The sequence below is a fragment of the Streptomyces barkulensis genome (genome assembly GCF_002843305.1).
Classification (GTDB): domain Bacteria; phylum Actinomycetota; class Actinomycetes; order Streptomycetales; family Streptomycetaceae; genus Streptomyces; species Streptomyces barkulensis.
Window position 1 is genome coordinate 15603 of record NZ_PGSG01000111.1, and the last position, 18380, is coordinate 33982.

Annotated in this window: 16 protein-coding genes; 14 read left to right on the plus strand and 2 right to left on the minus strand. The window is 74.3% G+C overall.

Translation table 11 applies throughout. The features are described from left to right. The first annotated feature begins 301 nt into the window (after positions 1-301). The 10 genes from pyrG to CUT83_RS25990 all read left to right on the plus strand — a co-directional run bounded on the left by pyrG (position 302) and on the right by CUT83_RS25990 (position 12653). Positions 302-2017 carry a CTP synthase gene (pyrG, locus tag CUT83_RS25945; RefSeq protein WP_101258271.1) on the plus strand — a complete coding sequence of 572 codons (1716 nt, stop codon included), beginning with the start codon at positions 302-304 and terminating at the stop codon, positions 2015-2017. A 3-nt stretch (positions 2018-2020) separates the two neighbouring features. Beyond that, on the plus strand, positions 2021-2689 hold the full coding sequence (locus CUT83_RS25950) for an NUDIX domain-containing protein (protein WP_101258272.1): 669 nt from the start codon (positions 2021-2023) through the stop codon (positions 2687-2689). A 114-nt stretch (positions 2690-2803) separates the two neighbouring features. Further along, a complete protein-coding gene (locus tag CUT83_RS25955; RefSeq protein ID WP_101258273.1) occupies positions 2804-5038 on the plus strand; it encodes a tetratricopeptide repeat protein in 2235 nt (744 codons plus the stop codon). A gap of 182 nt (positions 5039-5220) precedes the next feature. Beyond that, positions 5221-6336 (plus strand): alanine dehydrogenase, encoded by a 1116-nt coding sequence (ald, locus tag CUT83_RS25960; protein WP_101258296.1) that lies wholly within the window; start codon positions 5221-5223, stop codon positions 6334-6336. A gap of 522 nt (positions 6337-6858) precedes the next feature. Next, on the plus strand, positions 6859-7998 hold the full coding sequence (locus tag CUT83_RS25965; protein WP_093851538.1) for a ParA family protein: 1140 nt from the start codon (positions 6859-6861) through the stop codon (positions 7996-7998). After that, positions 7983-8627, plus strand: coding sequence for a hypothetical protein (locus tag CUT83_RS25970; protein ID WP_439145012.1), 645 nt, complete (start codon positions 7983-7985; stop codon positions 8625-8627). The genes CUT83_RS25965 and CUT83_RS25970 overlap by 16 nt, the downstream gene beginning before the upstream one ends. A gap of 26 nt (positions 8628-8653) precedes the next feature. Next, positions 8654-9856, plus strand: coding sequence for a segregation and condensation protein A (locus CUT83_RS25975; RefSeq protein ID WP_101258275.1), 1203 nt, complete (start codon positions 8654-8656; stop codon positions 9854-9856). Further along, entirely contained in the window at positions 9853-10560 is a 708-nt protein-coding gene (scpB, locus tag CUT83_RS25980; protein ID WP_240957971.1) for an SMC-Scp complex subunit ScpB, read from the plus strand. Before CUT83_RS25975 ends, scpB begins: the two co-directional genes overlap by 4 nt. A 22-nt stretch (positions 10561-10582) precedes the next feature. Beyond that, complete coding sequence (locus CUT83_RS25985; protein ID WP_101258276.1) at positions 10583-11779, plus strand: pseudouridine synthase; 1197 nt, start codon at positions 10583-10585, stop codon at positions 11777-11779. An 82-nt stretch (positions 11780-11861) separates the two neighbouring features. Next, positions 11862-12653, plus strand: coding sequence for a nucleotidyltransferase domain-containing protein (locus CUT83_RS25990; protein ID WP_101258277.1), 792 nt, complete (start codon positions 11862-11864; stop codon positions 12651-12653). Here CUT83_RS25990 and CUT83_RS25995 read toward each other — a convergent pair. Continuing rightward, positions 12644-13273 (minus strand): nucleotidyltransferase domain-containing protein, encoded by a 630-nt coding sequence (locus CUT83_RS25995; RefSeq protein WP_240957977.1) that lies wholly within the window; start codon positions 13271-13273, stop codon positions 12644-12646. The genes CUT83_RS25990 and CUT83_RS25995 overlap by 10 nt on opposite strands. Before the next feature lie 430 nt (positions 13274-13703). Between CUT83_RS25995 and CUT83_RS26005 the strand changes: the two genes are divergently transcribed. From CUT83_RS26005 to der, 4 genes are all read left to right on the plus strand, one after another. Then, positions 13704-14792 carry a prephenate dehydrogenase gene (locus tag CUT83_RS26005; protein WP_101258280.1) on the plus strand — a complete coding sequence of 363 codons (1089 nt, stop codon included), beginning with the start codon at positions 13704-13706 and terminating at the stop codon, positions 14790-14792. A gap of 123 nt (positions 14793-14915) precedes the next feature. Then, positions 14916-15647, plus strand: a complete 732-nt coding sequence (cmk, locus tag CUT83_RS26010; protein ID WP_240957970.1) for a (d)CMP kinase — start codon at positions 14916-14918, stop codon at positions 15645-15647. Positions 15648-15727: 80 nt separating this feature from the next. Next, positions 15728-16318 (plus strand): lysophospholipid acyltransferase family protein, encoded by a 591-nt coding sequence (locus CUT83_RS26015; RefSeq protein ID WP_101258297.1) that lies wholly within the window; start codon positions 15728-15730, stop codon positions 16316-16318. A gap of 130 nt (positions 16319-16448) precedes the next feature. Next, positions 16449-17915 (plus strand): ribosome biogenesis GTPase Der, encoded by a 1467-nt coding sequence (gene der, locus CUT83_RS26020; protein WP_093851546.1) that lies wholly within the window; start codon positions 16449-16451, stop codon positions 17913-17915. Between the two features lie 84 nt (positions 17916-17999). Here der and CUT83_RS26025 read toward each other — a convergent pair whose 3' ends face one another. Next, complete coding sequence (locus tag CUT83_RS26025; RefSeq protein WP_420882426.1) at positions 18000-18338, minus strand: hypothetical protein; 339 nt, start codon at positions 18336-18338, stop codon at positions 18000-18002. Positions 18339-18380 lie beyond the last annotated feature (42 nt).

Below are 18380 nucleotides of genomic sequence, written 5' to 3' on the forward strand. Positions count from 1 at the left end.
GGCCTTCCGGGTGACAACAATTCGGTGATTGACAACCTCGGTGGACGGCTTCGGTGACGATCGCCGGGGCTGCCGCACGGCCGGCCGGCCGTGCGGCAGCCCCGGTAACTGTGCCACGGTCCGGGCGGTGGCGGGCCGCGCCTCGGCACCCCGGACGCGCCGCTGATACCCTGGTAGCCCGTGGAGCGGAGGGCACAACAACCCCCGAACCGCAGCGACGGCACCCCCGCCGGCCGAACCGGTCCGGCCGGGGCGGCCGCAGCGCACGTCACCTCGCGACCACGGGAGCCCCCTCTTGGCCATGCCGACTCGATCCTCGACATCCATGACGACCAAGCACCTCTTCGTCACCGGGGGTGTCGCCTCCTCGCTCGGCAAGGGCCTGACCGCCTCCAGCCTGGGCGCCCTGCTCAAGGCGCGGGGACTGCGGGTCACCATGCAGAAGCTCGACCCGTACCTCAACGTCGACCCCGGCACGATGAACCCCTTCCAGCACGGCGAGGTGTTCGTCACCAACGACGGCGCCGAGACCGACCTGGACATCGGCCACTACGAGCGGTTCCTCGACGTCGACCTCGACGGCTCCGCCAACGTCACCACCGGCCAGATCTACTCCACGGTCATCGCCAAGGAGCGGCGCGGTGAGTACCTGGGCGACACCGTGCAGGTCATCCCGCACATCACCAACGAGATCAAGCACCGCATCCGCCGGATGGCCACAGACGACGTCGACGTGGTGATCACCGAGGTCGGCGGCACCGTCGGCGACATCGAGTCGCTGCCGTTCCTGGAGGCCGTGCGCCAGGTGCGGCACGAGGTCGGCCGCGACAACGTCTTCGTCGTCCACATCTCGCTGCTGCCCTACATCGGGCCCTCCGGCGAGCTGAAGACCAAGCCCACCCAGCACTCGGTCGCCGCCCTGCGCAACATCGGCATCCAGCCCGACGCCATCGTGCTGCGCGCCGACCGCGACGTGCCCGTCTCCATCAAGCGCAAGATCTCGCTGATGTGCGACGTGGACGAGGAGGCGGTGGTGGCCTGCAAGGACGCCCCGTCGATCTACGACATCCCCAAGGTGCTGCACACCGAGGGCCTGGACGCCTACGTGGTGCGCCGGATGGGCCTGCCCTTCCGCGACGTGGACTGGACCCAGTGGGACGACCTGCTGCGCCGTGTCCACCAGCCCGACCACGAGGTGACCGTCGCACTGGTCGGCAAGTACATCGACCTGCCCGACGCCTATCTGTCGGTCACCGAGGCGCTGCGCGCCGGAGGCTTCGCCAACAACGCCCGGGTGAAGATCAAGTGGGTCACCTCCGACGACTGCCGCGTCCCCGGCGGGGCGAGGAAGCAACTCGGCGACGTGGACGCGGTCTGCATCCCCGGCGGCTTCGGTGAGCGCGGTGTGGAGGGCAAGGTCGCCGCGATCACCTACGCCCGCGAGAACGGCATTCCGCTGCTGGGGCTGTGTCTGGGTCTGCAGTGCATCGTCGTCGAGGCTGCCCGCAACCTGGCCGGCATCGAGGGCGCCAACTCCACCGAGTTCGACCGGGCCGCGCCCCACCCGGTGGTCTCCACCATGGAGGAGCAGCTCGACATCGTCGCCGGCGAGGGCGACATGGGCGGCACCATGCGGCTGGGGATGTACCCGGCCAAGCTCGCCGAGGGCTCGATCGTGCGCGAGGTCTACGGCGGCGAGCCGTACGTCGAGGAGCGCCACCGCCACCGCTACGAGGTCAACAACGCCTACCGGGCCGAGCTGGAGAAGACCGGCCTGGTGTTCTCCGGCACCTCCCCGGACAACAAGCTGGTGGAGTACGTGGAGTACCCGCGCGAGACCCATCCCTACCTGGTCGCCACCCAGGCCCACCCCGAGCTGCGCTCCCGGCCCACCCGCCCGCACCCGCTCTTCGCCGGCCTGGTCGGGGCGGCCGTGAAGCGGCAGCAGGATTCCGGAGCAGCCCAGGCCGCCCCCGCCTCGGCCTCCGCCCCCGCCTCGGCGGGCCGGGAGGCCTGAGCCGTGGCGGACAGGGACGGGCGGGCCGCCGGGCCCGCGGACGGACAGGCGCCGCGGGACGTCCCGCGGCAGTGGCGGGTCACCGCCTCCGAGACGCCCTTCGAGGGCGCCAAGACCAGCGTGCGCACCGACCGTGTGGTGATGCCGGACGGCTCCGTCGCCGCCCGCGACTACCAGGTCCACCCCGGTTCGGTGGCCGTCCTCGCCCTCGACGAGCGGGACCGGGTGCTGGTGATCAGCCAGTACCGGCACCCGGTGCGGCACAAGCTGTGGGAGATCCCCGCCGGCCTGCTCGACGTCCCCGGCGAGAACCCGCTGAGCGCCGCCAGGCGCGAGCTGTACGAGGAGGCGCACGTCGAGGCCGAGGACTGGCGGGTGCTGATCGACATCTACACCTCGCCCGGCGGCAGCGACGAGGCGGTGCGCATCTTCCTGGCCCGCGGTCTGTCGGACGCCGAGGGCGAGCGCTTCGAGGTCAGCGACGAGGAGGCCGACATGGAGGTGGCCCGCGTGCCCCTGGCGCAGCTGGTGCGCGGCGCGCTGGCGGGGGACCTGCACAACAACTGCCTGGCGACCGCGGTCATGGCACTGACCGCCGCACGGACCGAGGGCGGCCTGGACGCACTGCGTCCGGCCGAGGCGCCCTGGCCCGCCAGGCCCTTCGAGGCATGAGGCGCCGGCCGTGACGGCCGGAGTGTGAACGCGCCCCGGGGGCGGAGCGGCCGCTCCGCCCCCGGGGCGCGCGGCGCCGGTGCGGACCGTCCGCGGTGAACTACCCTTCCAGCCGTGACGGATCAGGCGGTGCACACCGGCGGACCGGCCCCGTCCGCCGGAGCCGTGGACGGAGGCGGGGCAGCGGGCGGTCTCCTCGGACGGCGGCGCGAACTGGACCGGTTGCGCGCCGACCTCGCGGGCCCCGGCCTCGACGCCCTCCCCGGCCGCGACTCCTCCCGCTGCCGCGTCCTGCTCGTCGTGGGCCGGCCCGGTTCGGGCCGCACCGCGCTGGCGGAGGAGTTCGCGCGGCGGACGGCCGCCGACTACCCCGACGGGATCCTGCGCGCCCGGCTCAGCGACCCGGACGGCACCCCCGTCCCCACCGAACGCACCGCCCGTGACCTGCTCCGCGCTCTCGCCGCAGCCCGCGGCGCGGCCGGGGGGTCCGCGGCCGCGCCTCCCGCCGGGGCGGGGGACGCGGAGCTCGCCGAGGCGCTGCGCGCCGCCCTGGCGGACCGCCGCGCCCTGCTCCTGCTGGACGACGTGGCCGCCCCCGAGCAGCTTCACGGCCTCCTGCCCGACAGCCGGGGCTGCCTCGTGCTGGCCGTCTCCCGCGGACCGCTGACCGGCATTCCGGATGTGCGGCCCTGCCCGCTGGAGGGTCTGGACACGGCCGCGGCCGTCGCGCTGCTGGAGCGACGGGCCGGAGACACCCCGCGCGTCACCGTCGACCCGCGTGCGGCGGAGTCCCTGGCCGAGGCCTGCGGCGGGCGTCCCGCCGCGCTCGCCCTGGTCGGAGGCTGGCTGGCGGCCCACCCCATGGCGTCCGTGGCCGAGGCGGTCCGGCGGTTCGCCGCTCTCCCCGACGACCTTCCCGGCGGTGCGGCGGACGACGCCCACGCACCCGAGGACGCGTCGGGGCGTGTGCCCGGCGGCCGTCCCGGCCGTCTTCCCGGCGGCCTGCCCGGTGCAGCGCGAGCCGCCGTCCCCGGCCCCCGCACCCGTCCGGCTCCGGTGGCCCGGCCACTGGTCCGCGCCTTCCACCTGGTCCACGGCTCGCTGCCGCCCTCTGCCGCGCGATTCCTGCGTCTGCTGGCGCTCGCCCCGGCCGGACTCGCCGACGCCCACACCGCCGCCGCTCTCGCCGGGTGCCGGGCGGACGAGGCCGCGGCCACGCTGGAGGCCTTCACCGGACTCGGCCTGCTGCGCACCACCGCCACCCCGGGGCTGTACGCCGTCCCGGGCTGCCTCGCCCCCGTCCTGGCGGCCGTGCTGGAGGAGCGGGAGCGCCCGGAGGATGTGAGACTGGCCCGGGCCAGGGTGCTGGAGCGGTCGGTGCGGCTGCTGCGGTCCTGCCGGGCCGCGGCCGAGCCGCCCGGTTCACCGGCCCGCCGGGCGGCGGCCGAACTGCCGCGCGCCCTGCGTTTCGAGAGCCGTGCCGCCGCTGCCGTCTGGCTCGGCCCCCGGCTGCCGGGCCTGCGCGCCGCCGCCCGCACCGCCGTGGCGGACGGGGAACTGGACACCCTGGCCCGGCGGCTGGCCGCCGCCCTCGCCGGAGCGCTGACCGCGCACCTGGGACCCGGGCGGGCCGCCCCCGAGCTGTACCGGCTCCACGAACTGCTGCTGCCCGTCACCGAGCGGTGCGGGCTGCACGGCGAGCGCGCCGCGATCCTGCTCGATCTCGGAGACCTCGACGCCCACGCCGGCCGCCCGCACCGGGCGCTGACGCGCTACCGCGCCGCGCTGGAGGCCGCCCGGGCCGACGGCGGGCGTGGTGGCGACCGGAGCGCGGCGGCGGCCGCGCGGGCGCAGGAGTCCCTGGGCGACACCTATGCGCACCTGGGCGACGACCGGCGCGCCGGCGACTGGTACGGCCGGGCGCTGGCGCTGTGCCAGACCCGCGGCGAGCCGGCCGGCGAGGCCCGGCTGCACGGGCTGATCGGGGCCGCGCTGCTGCGGGAGGGGCGCTGGGAGGAGGCCCTGCGGGCCTGGCGGGCCTGTGCCGCGGCCTGCCGGCGGCTGCGGGACGGCGAGGCGTACGCGCGGGCGCTGGAGGAGGTGGCCAGGGTCCAGGAGTACGCGGGCCGCACCGAGGAGGCGCGGCGCACCCGCCGCCGGGCCCTGCGGTGGGGGCGTCCGGGAGCGGGGCGCGTGGAGGGGGGCGCGGAGCGGGGAGGGGAGACGGCCGGGGAGACGGCCGGGAAGAGGGGCGGAGGAGACGGCGCCCGTTCGCGTCCCGCGGTGGCGCGGTGGATGCTGGAAGAAGCCTCGCGCACCACCGAGAGCGGCAGTCGGCCTGCGAAATAGACAGCGATCCTCGCAAAAATTGACCCTTTGCAAGGCTGGACAGGGAGAAACCCTTCATTAAACTGGCCGAGCTGCGGCCGCTCGACCGCATCCGACATTTACCCCATGTACCGGTGCGGTGGGGTGGGCCCCGGTCCATTCCGCAACCATGACACCCCCATGAGACAAGGACCGTGATCGACGTGAAGGTCGGCATCCCCCGCGAAGTCAAGAACAACGAGTTCCGCGTGGCCATCACCCCGGCCGGTGTGCACGAGCTCGTACGCAACGGGCACCAGGTCCACGTGGAGCGGAGCGCCGGTGAGGGCTCCTCCATCCCCGACCGGGAGTACACCGAGGCCGGCGCCGTCATCCTGGACAGCGCCGACGAGGTGTGGGCCACCGCCGAACTGCTGCTGAAGGTCAAGGAGCCGGTCGCCGAGGAGTACCACCGGCTGCGCAAGGACCAGACGCTGTTCACCTACCTCCACCTGGCCGCGTCCCGTGAGTGCACCGACGCGCTGCTGCGCTCGGGCACCACCGCCATCGCCTACGAGACGGTGGAGAGCGCCGACCGCGCGCTGCCGCTGCTGGCGCCGATGTCGGAGGTCGCGGGCCGGATCGCCCCGCAGGTGGGCGCGTACCACCTGATGCGCTCGGCCGGCGGACGCGGAGTGCTGCCCGGCGGCGTGCCGGGCGTCGCGCCGAGCCGGGCCGTGGTCATAGGCGGCGGCGTCTCGGGCTGGAACGCCACCCAGATCGCCGTTGGGATGGGCTTCCACGTCACCCTGCTCGACAAGGACGTGCGCAAGCTGCGCGAGGCCGACCGGATCTTCGGCACCCGGGTGCGGACGATCACCTCCAACGCGTACGAGCTGGAGAAGGCCGTCCTCGACGCCGACCTGGTCGTCGGCGCCGTGCTGATCCCGGGGGCCAAGGCGCCGAAGCTGGTCGCCAACGAGCTGGTGTCGCGGATGAAGCCGGGCAGCGTCCTGGTGGACATCGCGATCGACCAGGGCGGCTGCTTCGAGGACTCGCGCCCCACCACCCACGCGGAGCCGACCTTCACCGTCCACGACTCGGTCTTCTACTGCGTCGCCAACATGCCCGGCGCGGTGCCGAGCACCTCGACGTACGCGCTGACCAACGCCACGCTGCCGTACATCGTCGAACTGGCCAACCACGGCTGGCGCGACGCCCTGCGCCGCGACCCGGTGCTCGCCCGGGGGCTCAACGTCCACGACGGAGAGGTCACCTACGGCCCGGTCGCCGAGGCGCACGGGCTGCCGGTGCGCGAGCCGGCCGCGCTGCTCGGCTGACGGCCCGCCGGCGGGCCGCGGACGGACGACGGCGGTCGGTCGGCGGACTGCCGACGGGCTGCCGACGGAGTAGACAAGTCGTCATATGAAGTGCCGGTGACGGTCAACGGTGTGCGTCAACATCACCCGTCAACACCGTTACCACCGTTCCGTCGGCCGGACCCCGGGCCCTCCGGGGTCCGGCCGGCGGTTTCCCTCGTGCGGCCGGGGGTTGACCCCGAGACGGGACCGGCGCCGGGCCGACGCGGCGTCAACTCGCCGCGATCGTCGCACTTCGCCCCTTTCGCGCCCCCGGAAGACCCCGTCCGCGCGGCTGTTACACCCTTGACAGACGGGTACAAGGTTGCCGACACATCCGGCCGTCTGCGGCGGATTGTGTTGCTGTGGACGGCCGACACGCCATAGAGTCGCCAATCATCGGCATGGTGCCACGCTGACCTGTCTAGAAGTTTCCTGGTCACCAAGGAGGTAGGACGACTTGTGAATGAGTCGACATTTACTCCCCCAGGTGCTCGACCGGGAATGCCTTCGCGGGGCGAAGCCCCCTCGGGACTCAAAGCCGTCGGCTCCGTCGCTGTCCAGACTTTCGCAGCCCACCAGAACCAGGCGAGCATGACAGCCCATCAGAGCATGGACGGCCACCGAGCGAACGCCATGGCCGCCGACCGCAGGGGCGGCGAGACCGGCCGGCCGGCCGACCACGCGGACCCCCACTACGAGGAACTCCCCGAGGGGCACTTCTACGACCCCGACGCGGAGTACGAACCCGATCCCGAGTACGCGGCCACCCTCGCGCCCGACGCCGCCCGCCAGCGCCGTGAGCGCATCGGGCCCACGGGCCGGCCGCTGCCGTACTTCCCGATCCCCGGCCCGGTCGCCGAGCACGGCCCGGCGAAGATCATCGCGATGTGCAACCAGAAGGGCGGGGTGGGCAAGACCACCTCGACCATCAACCTGGGCGCCGCGCTCGCCGAGTACGGCCGCCGGGTGCTGCTGGTGGACTTCGACCCCCAGGGCGCCCTCTCCGTCGGCCTCGGCGTCAACCCGATGGAACTGGACCTGACCGTCTACAACCTGCTCATGGAGCGGGGCATGTCGGCGGACGAGGTGCTGCTGAAGACGGCCGTGGCGGGTATGGACCTGCTGCCCAGCAACATCGACCTGTCCGCGGCCGAGGTGCAGCTCGTCAGCGAGGTCGCCCGCGAGTCGACACTCCAGCGCGCCCTGACGCCGCTGCTGCCCGACTACGACTTCATCGTCATCGACTGCCAGCCGTCCCTCGGCCTGCTCACCGTCAACGCGCTGACCGCCGCGCACAAGGTGATCGTGCCGCTGGAGTGCGAGTTCTTCGCGCTGCGCGGGGTGGCGCTGCTGACCGAGACGATCGAGAAGGTCCAGGAGCGGCTCAACCCGGAACTGGAGCTCGACGGCATCCTGGCGACGATGTACGACTCGCGCACCGTGCACAGCAGGGAGGTGCTCGCGCGCGTGGTCGAGGCGTTCGACGACAACGTGTACCACACCGTCATCGGGCGCACGGTCCGCTTCCCGGAGACCACGGTCGCCGGCGAGCCGATCACCACCTACGCCTCCAACTCCGTCGGCGCCGCCGCCTACCGCCAGCTCGCCAGGGAGGTGCTCGCCCGGTGCCACGCCGAGTGAGTCTCCCGGCAGCTGACGAACTGTTCCGTTCCACCGGGGGGTCCCCGGTCCAGCCGTCGACCCCCCAGCAGCACACCGGCGGCGACGCCTCCGCCGCCACCCGGCTCCCCGCCCCGGCGGGCGAGCAGGGCGCCGCGGGAGAGCGCGCTCCCGCGGACGACGGCGACGGCCCGGAGCGTGCGGCGGGCGCCGCCGGGGCCCCGGAGGCCGGCGGACACGGCGGCCGCGGACCCCGGCAGACCCCGGTGCCCGGCCAGAACGCCGGGCGCGGCGACCACGACACGGCGGAGGCCCGCCGGGGCGTGGGCCAGCCCCCCGCCCAGCCCGCCGCGGGCGCGGCCCGGGGCCAGGGCAGAGGCCGTACGGCCGTGGGCGCGGCGGCGCCCCGGCGCGGCAGGCCCGCGGCACGGCGCCCCAGCGGGCGGGAGCGCCACGACGAGAAGATCACGGTCTACGTCTCCGCCGAGGAGCTGATGGACCTCGAGCACGCCCGGCTGGTGCTCCGCGGCGAGCACGGCCTGGCCGTGGACCGCGGCCGGATCGTCCGCGAGGCGGTCGCCGTGGTCCTCGCGGACCTGGAGGCGCGCGGCGACGCGAGCATCCTGGTGCGCCGCCTGCGCGGCCGCTGACCCGCGGGGCGGTAGCCTGCCCCGCGATGCCGACCGCCGACGACCCCGCGCCGAACCCCCGGCGCTCCCGCCGCCCCCTGGGCCGGGGACCGGGGGCGGCGCCGGCCGCTCCGCGGCCGCCGGAACCCCCGGCGGCCTCCGGACCCGAGCCCTCCGGTTCCGGGCCCTCCGGGGAGCCGGGACCGGCCGGTCCGGCCACCACCGAACCCGAGCCCGAGCACGTATCCGCGCCCGGGCCCGTACGGGAACCGGCTCCGGTACGCGGGCCCGGGCCGGAACGGGTACCGCAGCCGCCGTCCGGGAAGGACCCGCGTCCGGGGGAGGGCGAAGAGCCCGGGGAGAGCGGAGAGGGCGAGGAGGGCGGAGAGGGCGAGGAAGGCGCGGGCGGGGGCGCCGGGCCCGGCGACGGCCGCTTCAAAGTGGTCCTGGACAACTTCGAAGGCCCCTTCGACCTCCTCCTCCAGCTCATCTCCCGGCACAAGCTGGACGTCACCGAGGTCGCCCTGTCGAAGGTCACCGACGAGTTCATGGCGCACATCCGCGCCATGGGCCCCGACTGGGACCTCGACCAGACCACCGAGTTCCTGGTCGTCGCCGCCACCCTGCTCGACCTGAAGGCCGCGCGGCTGCTGCCCGCCGCCGAGGTCGAGGACGAGGCGGACCTCGCGCTGCTGGAGGCACGGGACCTGCTCTTCGCCCGGCTGCTGCAGTACCGCGCGTACAAGCAGGTCGCCGAGATCTTCGACGGCCGCCTGGCCGCCGAGGCGCGCCGCCACCCGCGTACGGTGGGACTGGAGCCGCACCACGCCGAGCTGCTGCCCGAGGTGGTCATCAGCATCGGCCCCGAGGGCTTCGCCCGGCTCGCGGTCAAGGCGATGCAGCCCAGACCGGAACCGCAGGTCTACGTGGACCACATCCACGCCCCGCTGGTCAGCGTGCGCGAGCAGGCGGAGATCCTGGTGGCCAGGCTGCGGGAGCTGGGCGAGGCGAGCTTCGCGTCGCTCACCGAGGACGCGGCCGACACCCTCACCGTCGTCGCCCGCTTCCTGGCGCTGCTGGAGCTCTACCGCGAGCGCGCGGTCGTCCTCGAACAGCAGGAGGCACTCGGCGGCCTCACCGTGCGCTGGAGCGGCGGGGAGACGACGCGGCCGCTGGTCACCGACGAGTTCGACGCCGGTGACGGCGCGGGCAGGGGCACAGGCGACGACGGGAAGGACGGCCTCGGATGAGTACGGACACGGGAACGGACCCGGACCCGGGCGCTACCGGCACGGAAGCGGGCACGGAAGCGGGCACGGAAGCGGCCGGGGAGCCCCACCCGCCGGCCGGTGCCCTCGCCGTCGCCGAGCTGGACCTCAAGCCCGCCCTGGAGGCGGTGCTGATGGTCGTCGACGAGCCGGCCACCGAGGAGCACCTGGCCAAGGTGCTCCAGCGCCCCCGGCGCGCGATCGCCGTGGCGCTGCGCGAGCTGTCCGACGAGTACGCCCGGCAGGGCCGCGGCTTCGACCTGCGGCTGGTCGCCGGCGGCTGGCGGTACTACACCCGCCCCGAGTACGCCGACGCCGTCGAGAGCTTCGTCCTGGACGGCCGGCAGGCCCGGCTGACCCAGGCCGCGCTGGAGACCCTGGCCGTGGTCGCGTACCGTCAACCGGTCAGCCGCTCGCGGGTCTCGGCCGTGCGCGGAGTGAACTGCGACGGGGTCATGCGCACCCTCCTCCAGCGCGGGCTGATCGAGGAGGCGGGCACCGAACCCGAAACAGGTGCGATCCTGTACAGGACGACGAACTACTTCCTGGAGCGGATGGGCCTGCGCGGTCTGGACGAGCTTCCGGAACTGGCGCCCTTCCTCCCCGAGGCGGACGCGGTCGAGGCCGAGAGCCAGGAGGGCGTGCCGTCGTTCGACGTGGACGACAGCGGCGATTCCCAGACTTAGAGACAGTTAGACGGAAACCTTGATGCGAAGCAGCGGCAGGAACAGCAACCGGAACCACCGGGGCGCGGGCAACAGCCGCGACGACAGGCAGAAGCGCGCGGGCCGCCCCCGCCCGGAGGAGCGCCGTTACGACGCCGGCTCCGGCGGCCGGCCCGACAAGCCGGGCAGGCCGGGCGGGCCGGGCAAGTCCGCCAAGCCCGGCGGTGCCAAGGGCCAGGACCGGCGGCAGGGCCAGGGCCAGGAGGGCAGGCAGGGGCAGGGCCCCGGGGGCGCCCCCCGGGGCGGGCCGAAGGCGGGCGCCGGGACGGGAGGCCCCAAGGGCCCCGGGGCCGGCTCCAGGCAGGGGCCCAAGGCCGGCCCCAGGCAGGGCGGCAAGAGCGGTGCCCGCGGGCGTTCGATCCCGGCGCGCCCCCGCGAGTACGAGGCCCAGATCGAGGAGCGCAACCGCGAACGGCACGCCAAGCCGGCGCTCAAGCTCCCCAAGACCTTCGGCGAGGCGGAGGGCGAGAGGCTGCAGAAGGTCCTGGCCCGCGCCGGCATGGGCTCGCGCCGGGCCTGCGAGGAGCTGATCGACCAGCGCCGGGTCGAGGTCAACGGCGAGATCGTGGTCGAGCAGGGGCTGCGGGTGGACCCGGAGAAGGACGAGATCAAGGTCGACGGCCTGACGATCGCCACGCAGTCCTACCTGTTCTTCGCGCTCAACAAGCCCGCCGGCGTCGTCTCCTCCATGGAGGACCCGGAGGGCCGCCAGTGCCTGGGCGACTACGTCACCAACCGGGAGACCCGGCTGTTCCACGTCGGCCGCCTCGACACCGAGACCGAGGGCCTGATCCTGCTCACCAACCACGGCGAGCTGGCCCACCGCCTCACCCACCCCCGCTACGGCGTGGCGAAGACCTACCTCGCCGCGATCCAGGGGCCCATCCCGCGCGACCTCGGCAAGCGGCTCAAGGACGGCGTCAAGCTGGAGGACGGCTACGCACGCGCCGACCACTTCAAGGTCGTGGAGAACACCGGCAAGAACTACCTCGTCGAGGTCACCCTCCACGAGGGCCGCAAGCACATCGTCCGCCGCATGCTCGCCGAGGCCGGCTTCCCCGTCGACAAGCTGGTGCGCACCCGCTTCGGCCCCATCGCGCTGGGCGACCAGAAGTCCGGCTGGCTGCGTCGGCTGACCAACACCGAGGTCGGCATGCTGATGCGGGAGGTCGACCTCTAGACCGCCGCCCGTCCGCCCAGTGTCGGCCCCGGCCAGGGAAAACCCCTGGCCGGGGCCGGTGCGCACCCGCCAGGATGGGCGCATGGTCACCTCGATCGCCGCCGCCGGCCTGCCCGACCTGCGCCCCGTGCTCGCCCAGCAGCGCCACCCCCTGGTCTTCGCGACCGTCTCCGGAGCGCACCTGTACGGCTTCCCCTCCCGTGACTCCGACGTCGACCTGCGCGGGGTCCATCTGCTGCCGGTGGAGGAGCTGATCGGACTGCGGGAGGGCGAGGAGACCGTGAGCCGGATGTGGGACCGGGACGGGACCGAACTGGACCTGGTCACCCACGACCTGCGGAAGTTCGTCCGCTTGATGCTCCGCCGCAACGGCTATGTCCTGGAGCAGCTGCTGTCCCCGCTGGTGGTGCACACCACCGAGGCGCACGCCGAGCTGGCCGCCCTCGCGCCCACTGTGCTCACCCGGCACCACGCCCACCACTACCGGGGTTTCGCCGGCACCCAGTGGCGGCTGTACGGCAGGACCGGTGAGCTCAAGCCGCTGCTCTACACCTTCCGCGCGCTGCTCACCGGCATCCATCTGATGCGCACCGGCGAGGTCTGCGCTCATCTGCCCACCCTCGTGGAGGAGGTGAGGGAGGCGCCCGGTCATCTCGCCGGCCTGATCGATGCCAAGGCCGAGGCCGAGCACGGGTCGGCCCCGCTGGACGGCGGGGACGCCGAGCGCGTACGCGCGGACGTCGAGGCGCTGCACGCCGTACTGGCCGGCGCCCGGGACGTCTCCCGGCTCCCGGACGAGCCCTCGGGCCGGGACGCCCTCCACGATCTGGTCGTCCGGGTCCGCACGGAGACCGGGTGGCCGGCTCAGACGTAGGCGCGGCGGACGCGGACCAGGAAGTCCTCCACCCGGGCGCGGTCCGGCCCGGCGGGCAGCGGGGTGCCGGCGGCGGCTTTGTCCACCTCCTCGCGGAGGCGGACCAGCCAGGACTCCACCTCGGGCCAGGACATCTCGCCGCGCCGTACGGCCAGCAGACGGTCGCGGTACGGACCGGCGTCCAGGACGAGTTCCCCGGTGCGCAGCAGGTCGCGGCAGGACAGCAGCAGCCGCGCCAGGTGCATGGCCTGCTTCCAGCGGATCTCGCCGTGGCTCTGCAGCCTTGCCCGCAGTCTGCGGTGCTGCCCCTCGGCGTACCCGGCGAAGGTGCGGTGCGCCTCCCGGGAGAGGAACGCGCCGCGCAGGGCCAGAAGCTCCCGGCCGGTCTCGTCCAGGCGTTCGACGATGGGGGAGTGCAGGCACTCCAGGATGTTCGGATTCGCGGCCAGCCCCAGCGCGCAGAAGCGCTCCAGCTCCCAGGAGAACTCCTCCGGGCGCGGGCCCTCCACATGGGTCGGTGGCTTGTCCAGGCGCCAGAAGAGCGGGGTCGGCGCGGCGTACACGCCGCGCCGGTCGGTGTCGCTGCCCTCGGTCGCCAGACCGAAGGCGCGCGAGCCCATCACACACGAGTAGACGGTGTGGTCGCGCACCAGGTCGCGCGGGGCCGGACCGTGCGGCACCTGATCGTGGGGGGCCTGGTCGTGCGGGACGGGTATGCCGGGCGCGGAGGACATGGCCGCGATTGTGGCACGCGGCCGTCTCGCAGGGCGGGCGCGGGCGCGGGGGCCGGAGCGGCGCCTCTACGCTGGTCGGGACAGCAGGACGGCCGCGGACGCAGGGGAGCGAGCAGGTGACGGTACGAGCGGTGCGGGGCGCCGTGCGGTTGGACCGGGGTGTGGCCGGACACGGGGCCGGGCGCACGGGCGAGCGGGCCTCGCGGCCGCTCACCGGGGTTCCGGAGCACGGCGCGCCGCCGGCCGGCGTCCGGCCCACCGCTGCCCTCGGCCCGCGCGGCGGCTTCCCCGCCGCCCCGCGCAGGGACATCGCGCGATGAGGACCGCGCTCGTCATCGGCACCGGACTGATCGGCACCTCCATCGCCCTGGCGCTGGCCGGGCGCGGGGTGCGGGTGCACCTGGAGGACCACGACGCCGACCAGGCCCGCACCGCCGCGTCCCTGGGCGCGGGGACCGACCGGCCGCCGGAGGGGCCGGTGGACCTCGCCGTCGTGGCCGTGCCGCCCGCCCACATCCCCGCCGTCCTCGCCGCGGCCCAGCGACGGAAGGCTGCACGCGGCTACCTGGACGTCGGCAGCGTCAAGGGCGGCCCGCGCCGGGAGGCCGAGGCACTGGGCTGCGACCCGGTCACCTACCTGGGCACGCACCCGATGTCCGGACGCGAGATCTCCGGCCCGCTGGCCGCCACCGCAGACCTCTTCGAGGGACGGCCCTGGGTTCTGACCCCGACACCGGAGACCGACACCGAGGTTCTCAACCTCGCACTGGAGCTGATCTCGCTCTGCCGAGCCGTCCCCGTGGTGATGGACGCCGACGCCCACGACCGGGCCGTCGCCCTGGTCTCGCACACCCCGCAGCTGCTGTCCAGCCTGGTCGCGGCCCGTCTGGAGGGCGCCGACGAGACGGCCGTGCGCCTGTGCGGCCAGGGCATCCGCGACGTGACGCGGATCGCCGCCTCCGACCCGGGCATGTGGATCGACATCCTCTCCGCCAACCCCGGCCCCGTGGCCGACGTCCTGGCCGCGGTGGCCGGCGATCTGGAGGAGACGGTGCGGGCACTGCGCGCACTGCAGTCCGCCGACGAGACCGAGCGCACCGGCGGGGCGGTGGGCATCGAGGACGTGCTGCGCCGCGGCAACAGCGGACGGGCCCGGATTCCGGGCAAGCACGGGCAGGCCCCGGCCGCCTACGAGACGGTGGCGGTGCTCATCAGCGACCGGCCGGGCGAGCTGGCCGGCATCTTCGCCGACGCCGGACGGGTCGGCGTCAACATCGAGGACGTCCGGATCGAGCACGCCACCGGCCAGCAGGCCGGCCATGTCCAGCTCATGGTCGAGCCGGGCAGCGTCCCCGTACTGACGGCGGCGCTGCGCGAGCGGGGCTGGGCCATCCGGCAGCAGTAGGGGCCCCGGCCGGCGGTAGCCTTGTGCCGGACGGGGAGGGCGTGCCGGCGTTCCCCTCGCCGGCGCTCCCGCGCCCGCGTTCCGACCCGTGCTCCGAGCAGTTCGAGAAAGGTGCCCGACACCGTGGCAGCAACCTCCCGGCAGGCGTCCTCCGTGTCCCCGGACGCCCCGGCCCCCGTCATCGTCGCCATCGACGGCCCCTCCGGCACGGGCAAGTCGAGCACCTCCCGGGCCGTCGCGGCCAAGCTCGGCCTGAGCTACCTGGACACCGGTGCGCAGTACCGTGCGATCACCTGGTGGATGCTGACCCACGACATCGACGTGAAGGACACCGAGGCCGTCGCCGCCGCCGCGGACCGCCCCGAGATCCTCTCCGGCACCGACCCGGCCGAGCCGACCATCACCGTGGACGGCGCGGACGCCTCCGGCCCGATCCGCACCCAGGAGGTCACCGGCGCGGTCAGTGCGGTCAGCGCGGTGCCCGCGGTGCGCACCAGGATCACCGAACTCCAGCGCGCCATCGCCGCGGGAGCCCCCACCGGCATCGTCGTCGAGGGCCGCGACATCGGCACCACCGTCCTGCCCGACGCGGACCTGAAGATCTTCCTCACCGCCTCGCCCGAGGCCCGCGCGGCCCGGCGCGGCGGCGAGCTGAAGGGCAGCGGCGGCCGCCCGGTCGACCTGGACGCCACCCGCGAGGCCCTCCTCAGGAGGGACGCCGCCGACGCCGGCCGCAAGACCTCCCCGCTGCGCAAGGCGGACGACGCGGTCGAGGTGGACACCACGGAACTGACCCTGGAGCAGGTCATCGAGTGCGTCGTCACCCTGGTCGAAGACAAGCAGCAGGCCAGGTGAGCGTGGCGGACGGGGGCGGCGACCCGGGTCTGCCCAGCGCACGGGGCGCCGCGGTCGGGCGCCGCATCGGGATCGGCCTGATGTACGGGCTGTGGCGGCCCAGGGTGCTCGGCGCCTGGCGGGTTCCGGCGGCCGGGCCGGTGATCCTCGCCGTCAACCACACGCACGCCGTGGACGGCCCGCTGCTGATGGGGACCGCGCCCCGGCCGGTGCACTTCCTGATCAAGAAGGAGGCGTTCACCGGCCCCCTCGACCCCTTCCTGACCGGCATCGGCCAGATCGAGGTGGACCGGAAGGCCGCCGACCGCGTCGCGATCACCAGGGCGCTGGGAGTGCTGGGCGCCGGCGGCGTGCTGGGGATCTTCCCGGAGGGCACCCGGGGTGATGGCGACTTCGCCTCGCTCCGCTCGGGCCTGGCCTACTTCGCCCTGCGGTCGGGAGCGCCCGTCGTACCCGTCGCGGTGCTGGGGACGGCCGGGAGGCGGGGGCGTGCGATACCCGCGCTGCCTCCGCTGCGGGCCCGCGTCGACATCGTGTTCGGCGAGCCCTTCGAGGCGGGCGACGGCAGCGGCAGGCGCACCCGGTCGGCGCTGGACGAGGCGACGGTGCGCATCGGCGAGCGGCTGACGGCCCACCTGGCCGACGCCCGGCGCATCACCGGTCGCGGTTAGGCGACACTGGACCTCTGCACCCGTGGCACCCCGCGCCCACCGCGCGGGGCGCCGCGGTCCCGAAACGGGGGAGGTGCCCGCAGGGGCACGCAGGGGCACGGACAACACGTACACACGAGGACAGGACTTCATGAACGAGCAGACCCACGTCGGCGACGAGCACGGGCACGGTGAGCTCGGCGACGCCGAGTACGCGGAGTTCATGGAGCTCGCCGCGCAGGAGGGGTTCGACGCCGAGGACGTCGAGGGGGCGCTCGGCGAGGCCGGGCACGGGCCGCTGCCGGTGCTGGCCGTCGTCGGCCGTCCGAACGTCGGCAAGTCGACCCTGGTCAACCGCATCCTCGGCCGCCGCGAGGCCGTCGTGGAGGACCGCCCCGGCGTCACCCGGGACCGGGTCACCTACGAGGCCGAGTGGGCGGGCCGCCGCTTCAAGGTGGTCGACACCGGCGGCTGGGAGCAGGACGTCCTGGGCATCGACGCCTCGGTGGCGGCCCAGGCGGAGTTCGCGATCGAGGCCGCCGACGCGGTGGTCTTCGTGGTGGACGCCACGGTCGGCGCGACCGACACCGACGAGGCGGTCGTCAGGCTGCTGCGCAAGGCGGGCAAGCCCGTGGTGCTGTGCGCCAACAAGGTCGACGGCCCCTCCGGCGAGGCGGACGCCGCCATGCTGTGGTCGCTCGGCCTCGGCGAGCCCCACCCGGTCTCCGCCCTGCACGGCCGGGGCACCGGCGACATGCTGGACGAGGTGCTCAAGGCACTGCCCGAGGCGCCGCCGCAGACCTTCGGCGGCGGGATCGGCGGGCCGCGACGGGTGGCGCTGATCGGCCGCCCCAACGTCGGCAAGTCCTCGCTGCTGAACAAGGTGGCGGGGGAGGACCGGGTGGTCGTGGACCAGCTGGCGGGCACCACCCGCGACCCGGTCGACGAACTGATCGAACTCGGCGGCAAGACCTGGAAGTTCGTCGACACCGCCGGCATCCGGCGCCGGGTGCACCTGACCGAGGGCGCCGACTACTACGCCTCGCTGCGCACGGCCGCCGCCCTGGAGAAGGCCGAGGTCGCGGTCGTCCTCATCGACGTCAGCGAGCCGGTCAGCGTGCAGGACACCCGCATCATCACCATGGCGGTCGACGCCGGGCGCGCGCTGGTCCTCGCGTACAACAAGTGGGACACCCTGGACGAGGAGCGCCGCTACTACCTGGAGCGCGAGATCGAGACCGATCTGGGCCAGGTGAAGTGGGCGCCGCGGGTGAACGTCTCGGCGCGCACCGGCCGCCACATGGAGAAGCTGGTGCCGGCGATCGAGACCGCGCTGGCCGGCTGGGAGACCCGGGTGCCGACCGGGCGGCTCAACGCCTTCCTCGGCGAACTGGTCGCCGCCCATCCCCACCCGATCCGGGGCGGCAAGCAGCCCCGCATCCTCTTCGGCACCCAGGCGGGCACCCGTCCGCCGCGCTTCGTGCTGTTCGCCTCCGGCTTCCTGGAGGCCGGCTACCGCCGGTTCATCGAGCGGAGGCTGCGCGAGGAGTTCGGCTTCGAGGGCACGCCCGTCCACATCTCGGTGCGGGTGCGCGAGAAGCGCGGGCGCAAGAAGTGAGGTGAGGGGCGGGGCGGACGCCGGTGTCCGCCCCGCCCCTCGAAAGGACCGGTGAGGACCGTGACCCACGGTGGGTCACGGTCCTCACCGGTCGTAGGGGCGGCCGTCCCGCGGAGCGGGCGGCAGGACGGCGGGTGCCGGGCCGGCGGGGAGGAAGCCGGCGATCCGGCGCCCGCCGTGCCAGTGGGCCGTCCCGGTGCCGAAGCCCGTGAACCGCAGCTCCTCCTCGCCGCTCCGGTCCCCGGGCAGGGCCCGGAACAGGCGCCGGTACTCGGCGTACAGCGCGTCGTAGATCGGAGTGGCCGGGAAGTGGCCCGACACGGGCTCGTGGGGGGCGCGCATCCCCGGGATCCGGCCGCGGTTGAGATGCGCGTCGTGGGCGCGGGAAGGTTCGTAAGGCTGCACGTCAGTGCCAACGATCACGTCGCCCGGCGGATGCGGGCCCGGCAGGGGGAAACCCCGGTA

What these genes read in the sequence shown, in the direction of transcription:
- scpB (WP_240957971.1), top strand. Translation starts at nt 9,853, where the DNA reads ATGAGTACGGACACGGGAACGGACCCGGACCCGGGCGCTACCGGCACG.
- pyrG (WP_101258271.1), top strand. Translation starts at nt 302, where the DNA reads ATGCCGACTCGATCCTCGACATCCATGACGACCAAGCACCTCTTCGTC.
- CUT83_RS26005 (WP_101258280.1), top strand. Translation starts at nt 13,704, where the DNA reads ATGAGGACCGCGCTCGTCATCGGCACCGGACTGATCGGCACCTCCATC.
- CUT83_RS25995 (WP_240957977.1), bottom strand. Translation starts at nt 13,273, where the DNA reads ATGGGCTCGCGCGCCTTCGGTCTGGCGACCGAGGGCAGCGACACCGAC.
- der (WP_093851546.1), top strand. Translation starts at nt 16,449, where the DNA reads ATGAACGAGCAGACCCACGTCGGCGACGAGCACGGGCACGGTGAGCTC.
- CUT83_RS25965 (WP_093851538.1), top strand. Translation starts at nt 6,859, where the DNA reads ATGCCTTCGCGGGGCGAAGCCCCCTCGGGACTCAAAGCCGTCGGCTCC.
- CUT83_RS26015 (WP_101258297.1), top strand. Translation starts at nt 15,728, where the DNA reads ATGTACGGGCTGTGGCGGCCCAGGGTGCTCGGCGCCTGGCGGGTTCCG.
- CUT83_RS25985 (WP_101258276.1), top strand. Translation starts at nt 10,583, where the DNA reads ATGCGAAGCAGCGGCAGGAACAGCAACCGGAACCACCGGGGCGCGGGC.
- CUT83_RS25990 (WP_101258277.1), top strand. Translation starts at nt 11,862, where the DNA reads ATGGTCACCTCGATCGCCGCCGCCGGCCTGCCCGACCTGCGCCCCGTG.
- CUT83_RS25975 (WP_101258275.1), top strand. Translation starts at nt 8,654, where the DNA reads ATGCCGACCGCCGACGACCCCGCGCCGAACCCCCGGCGCTCCCGCCGC.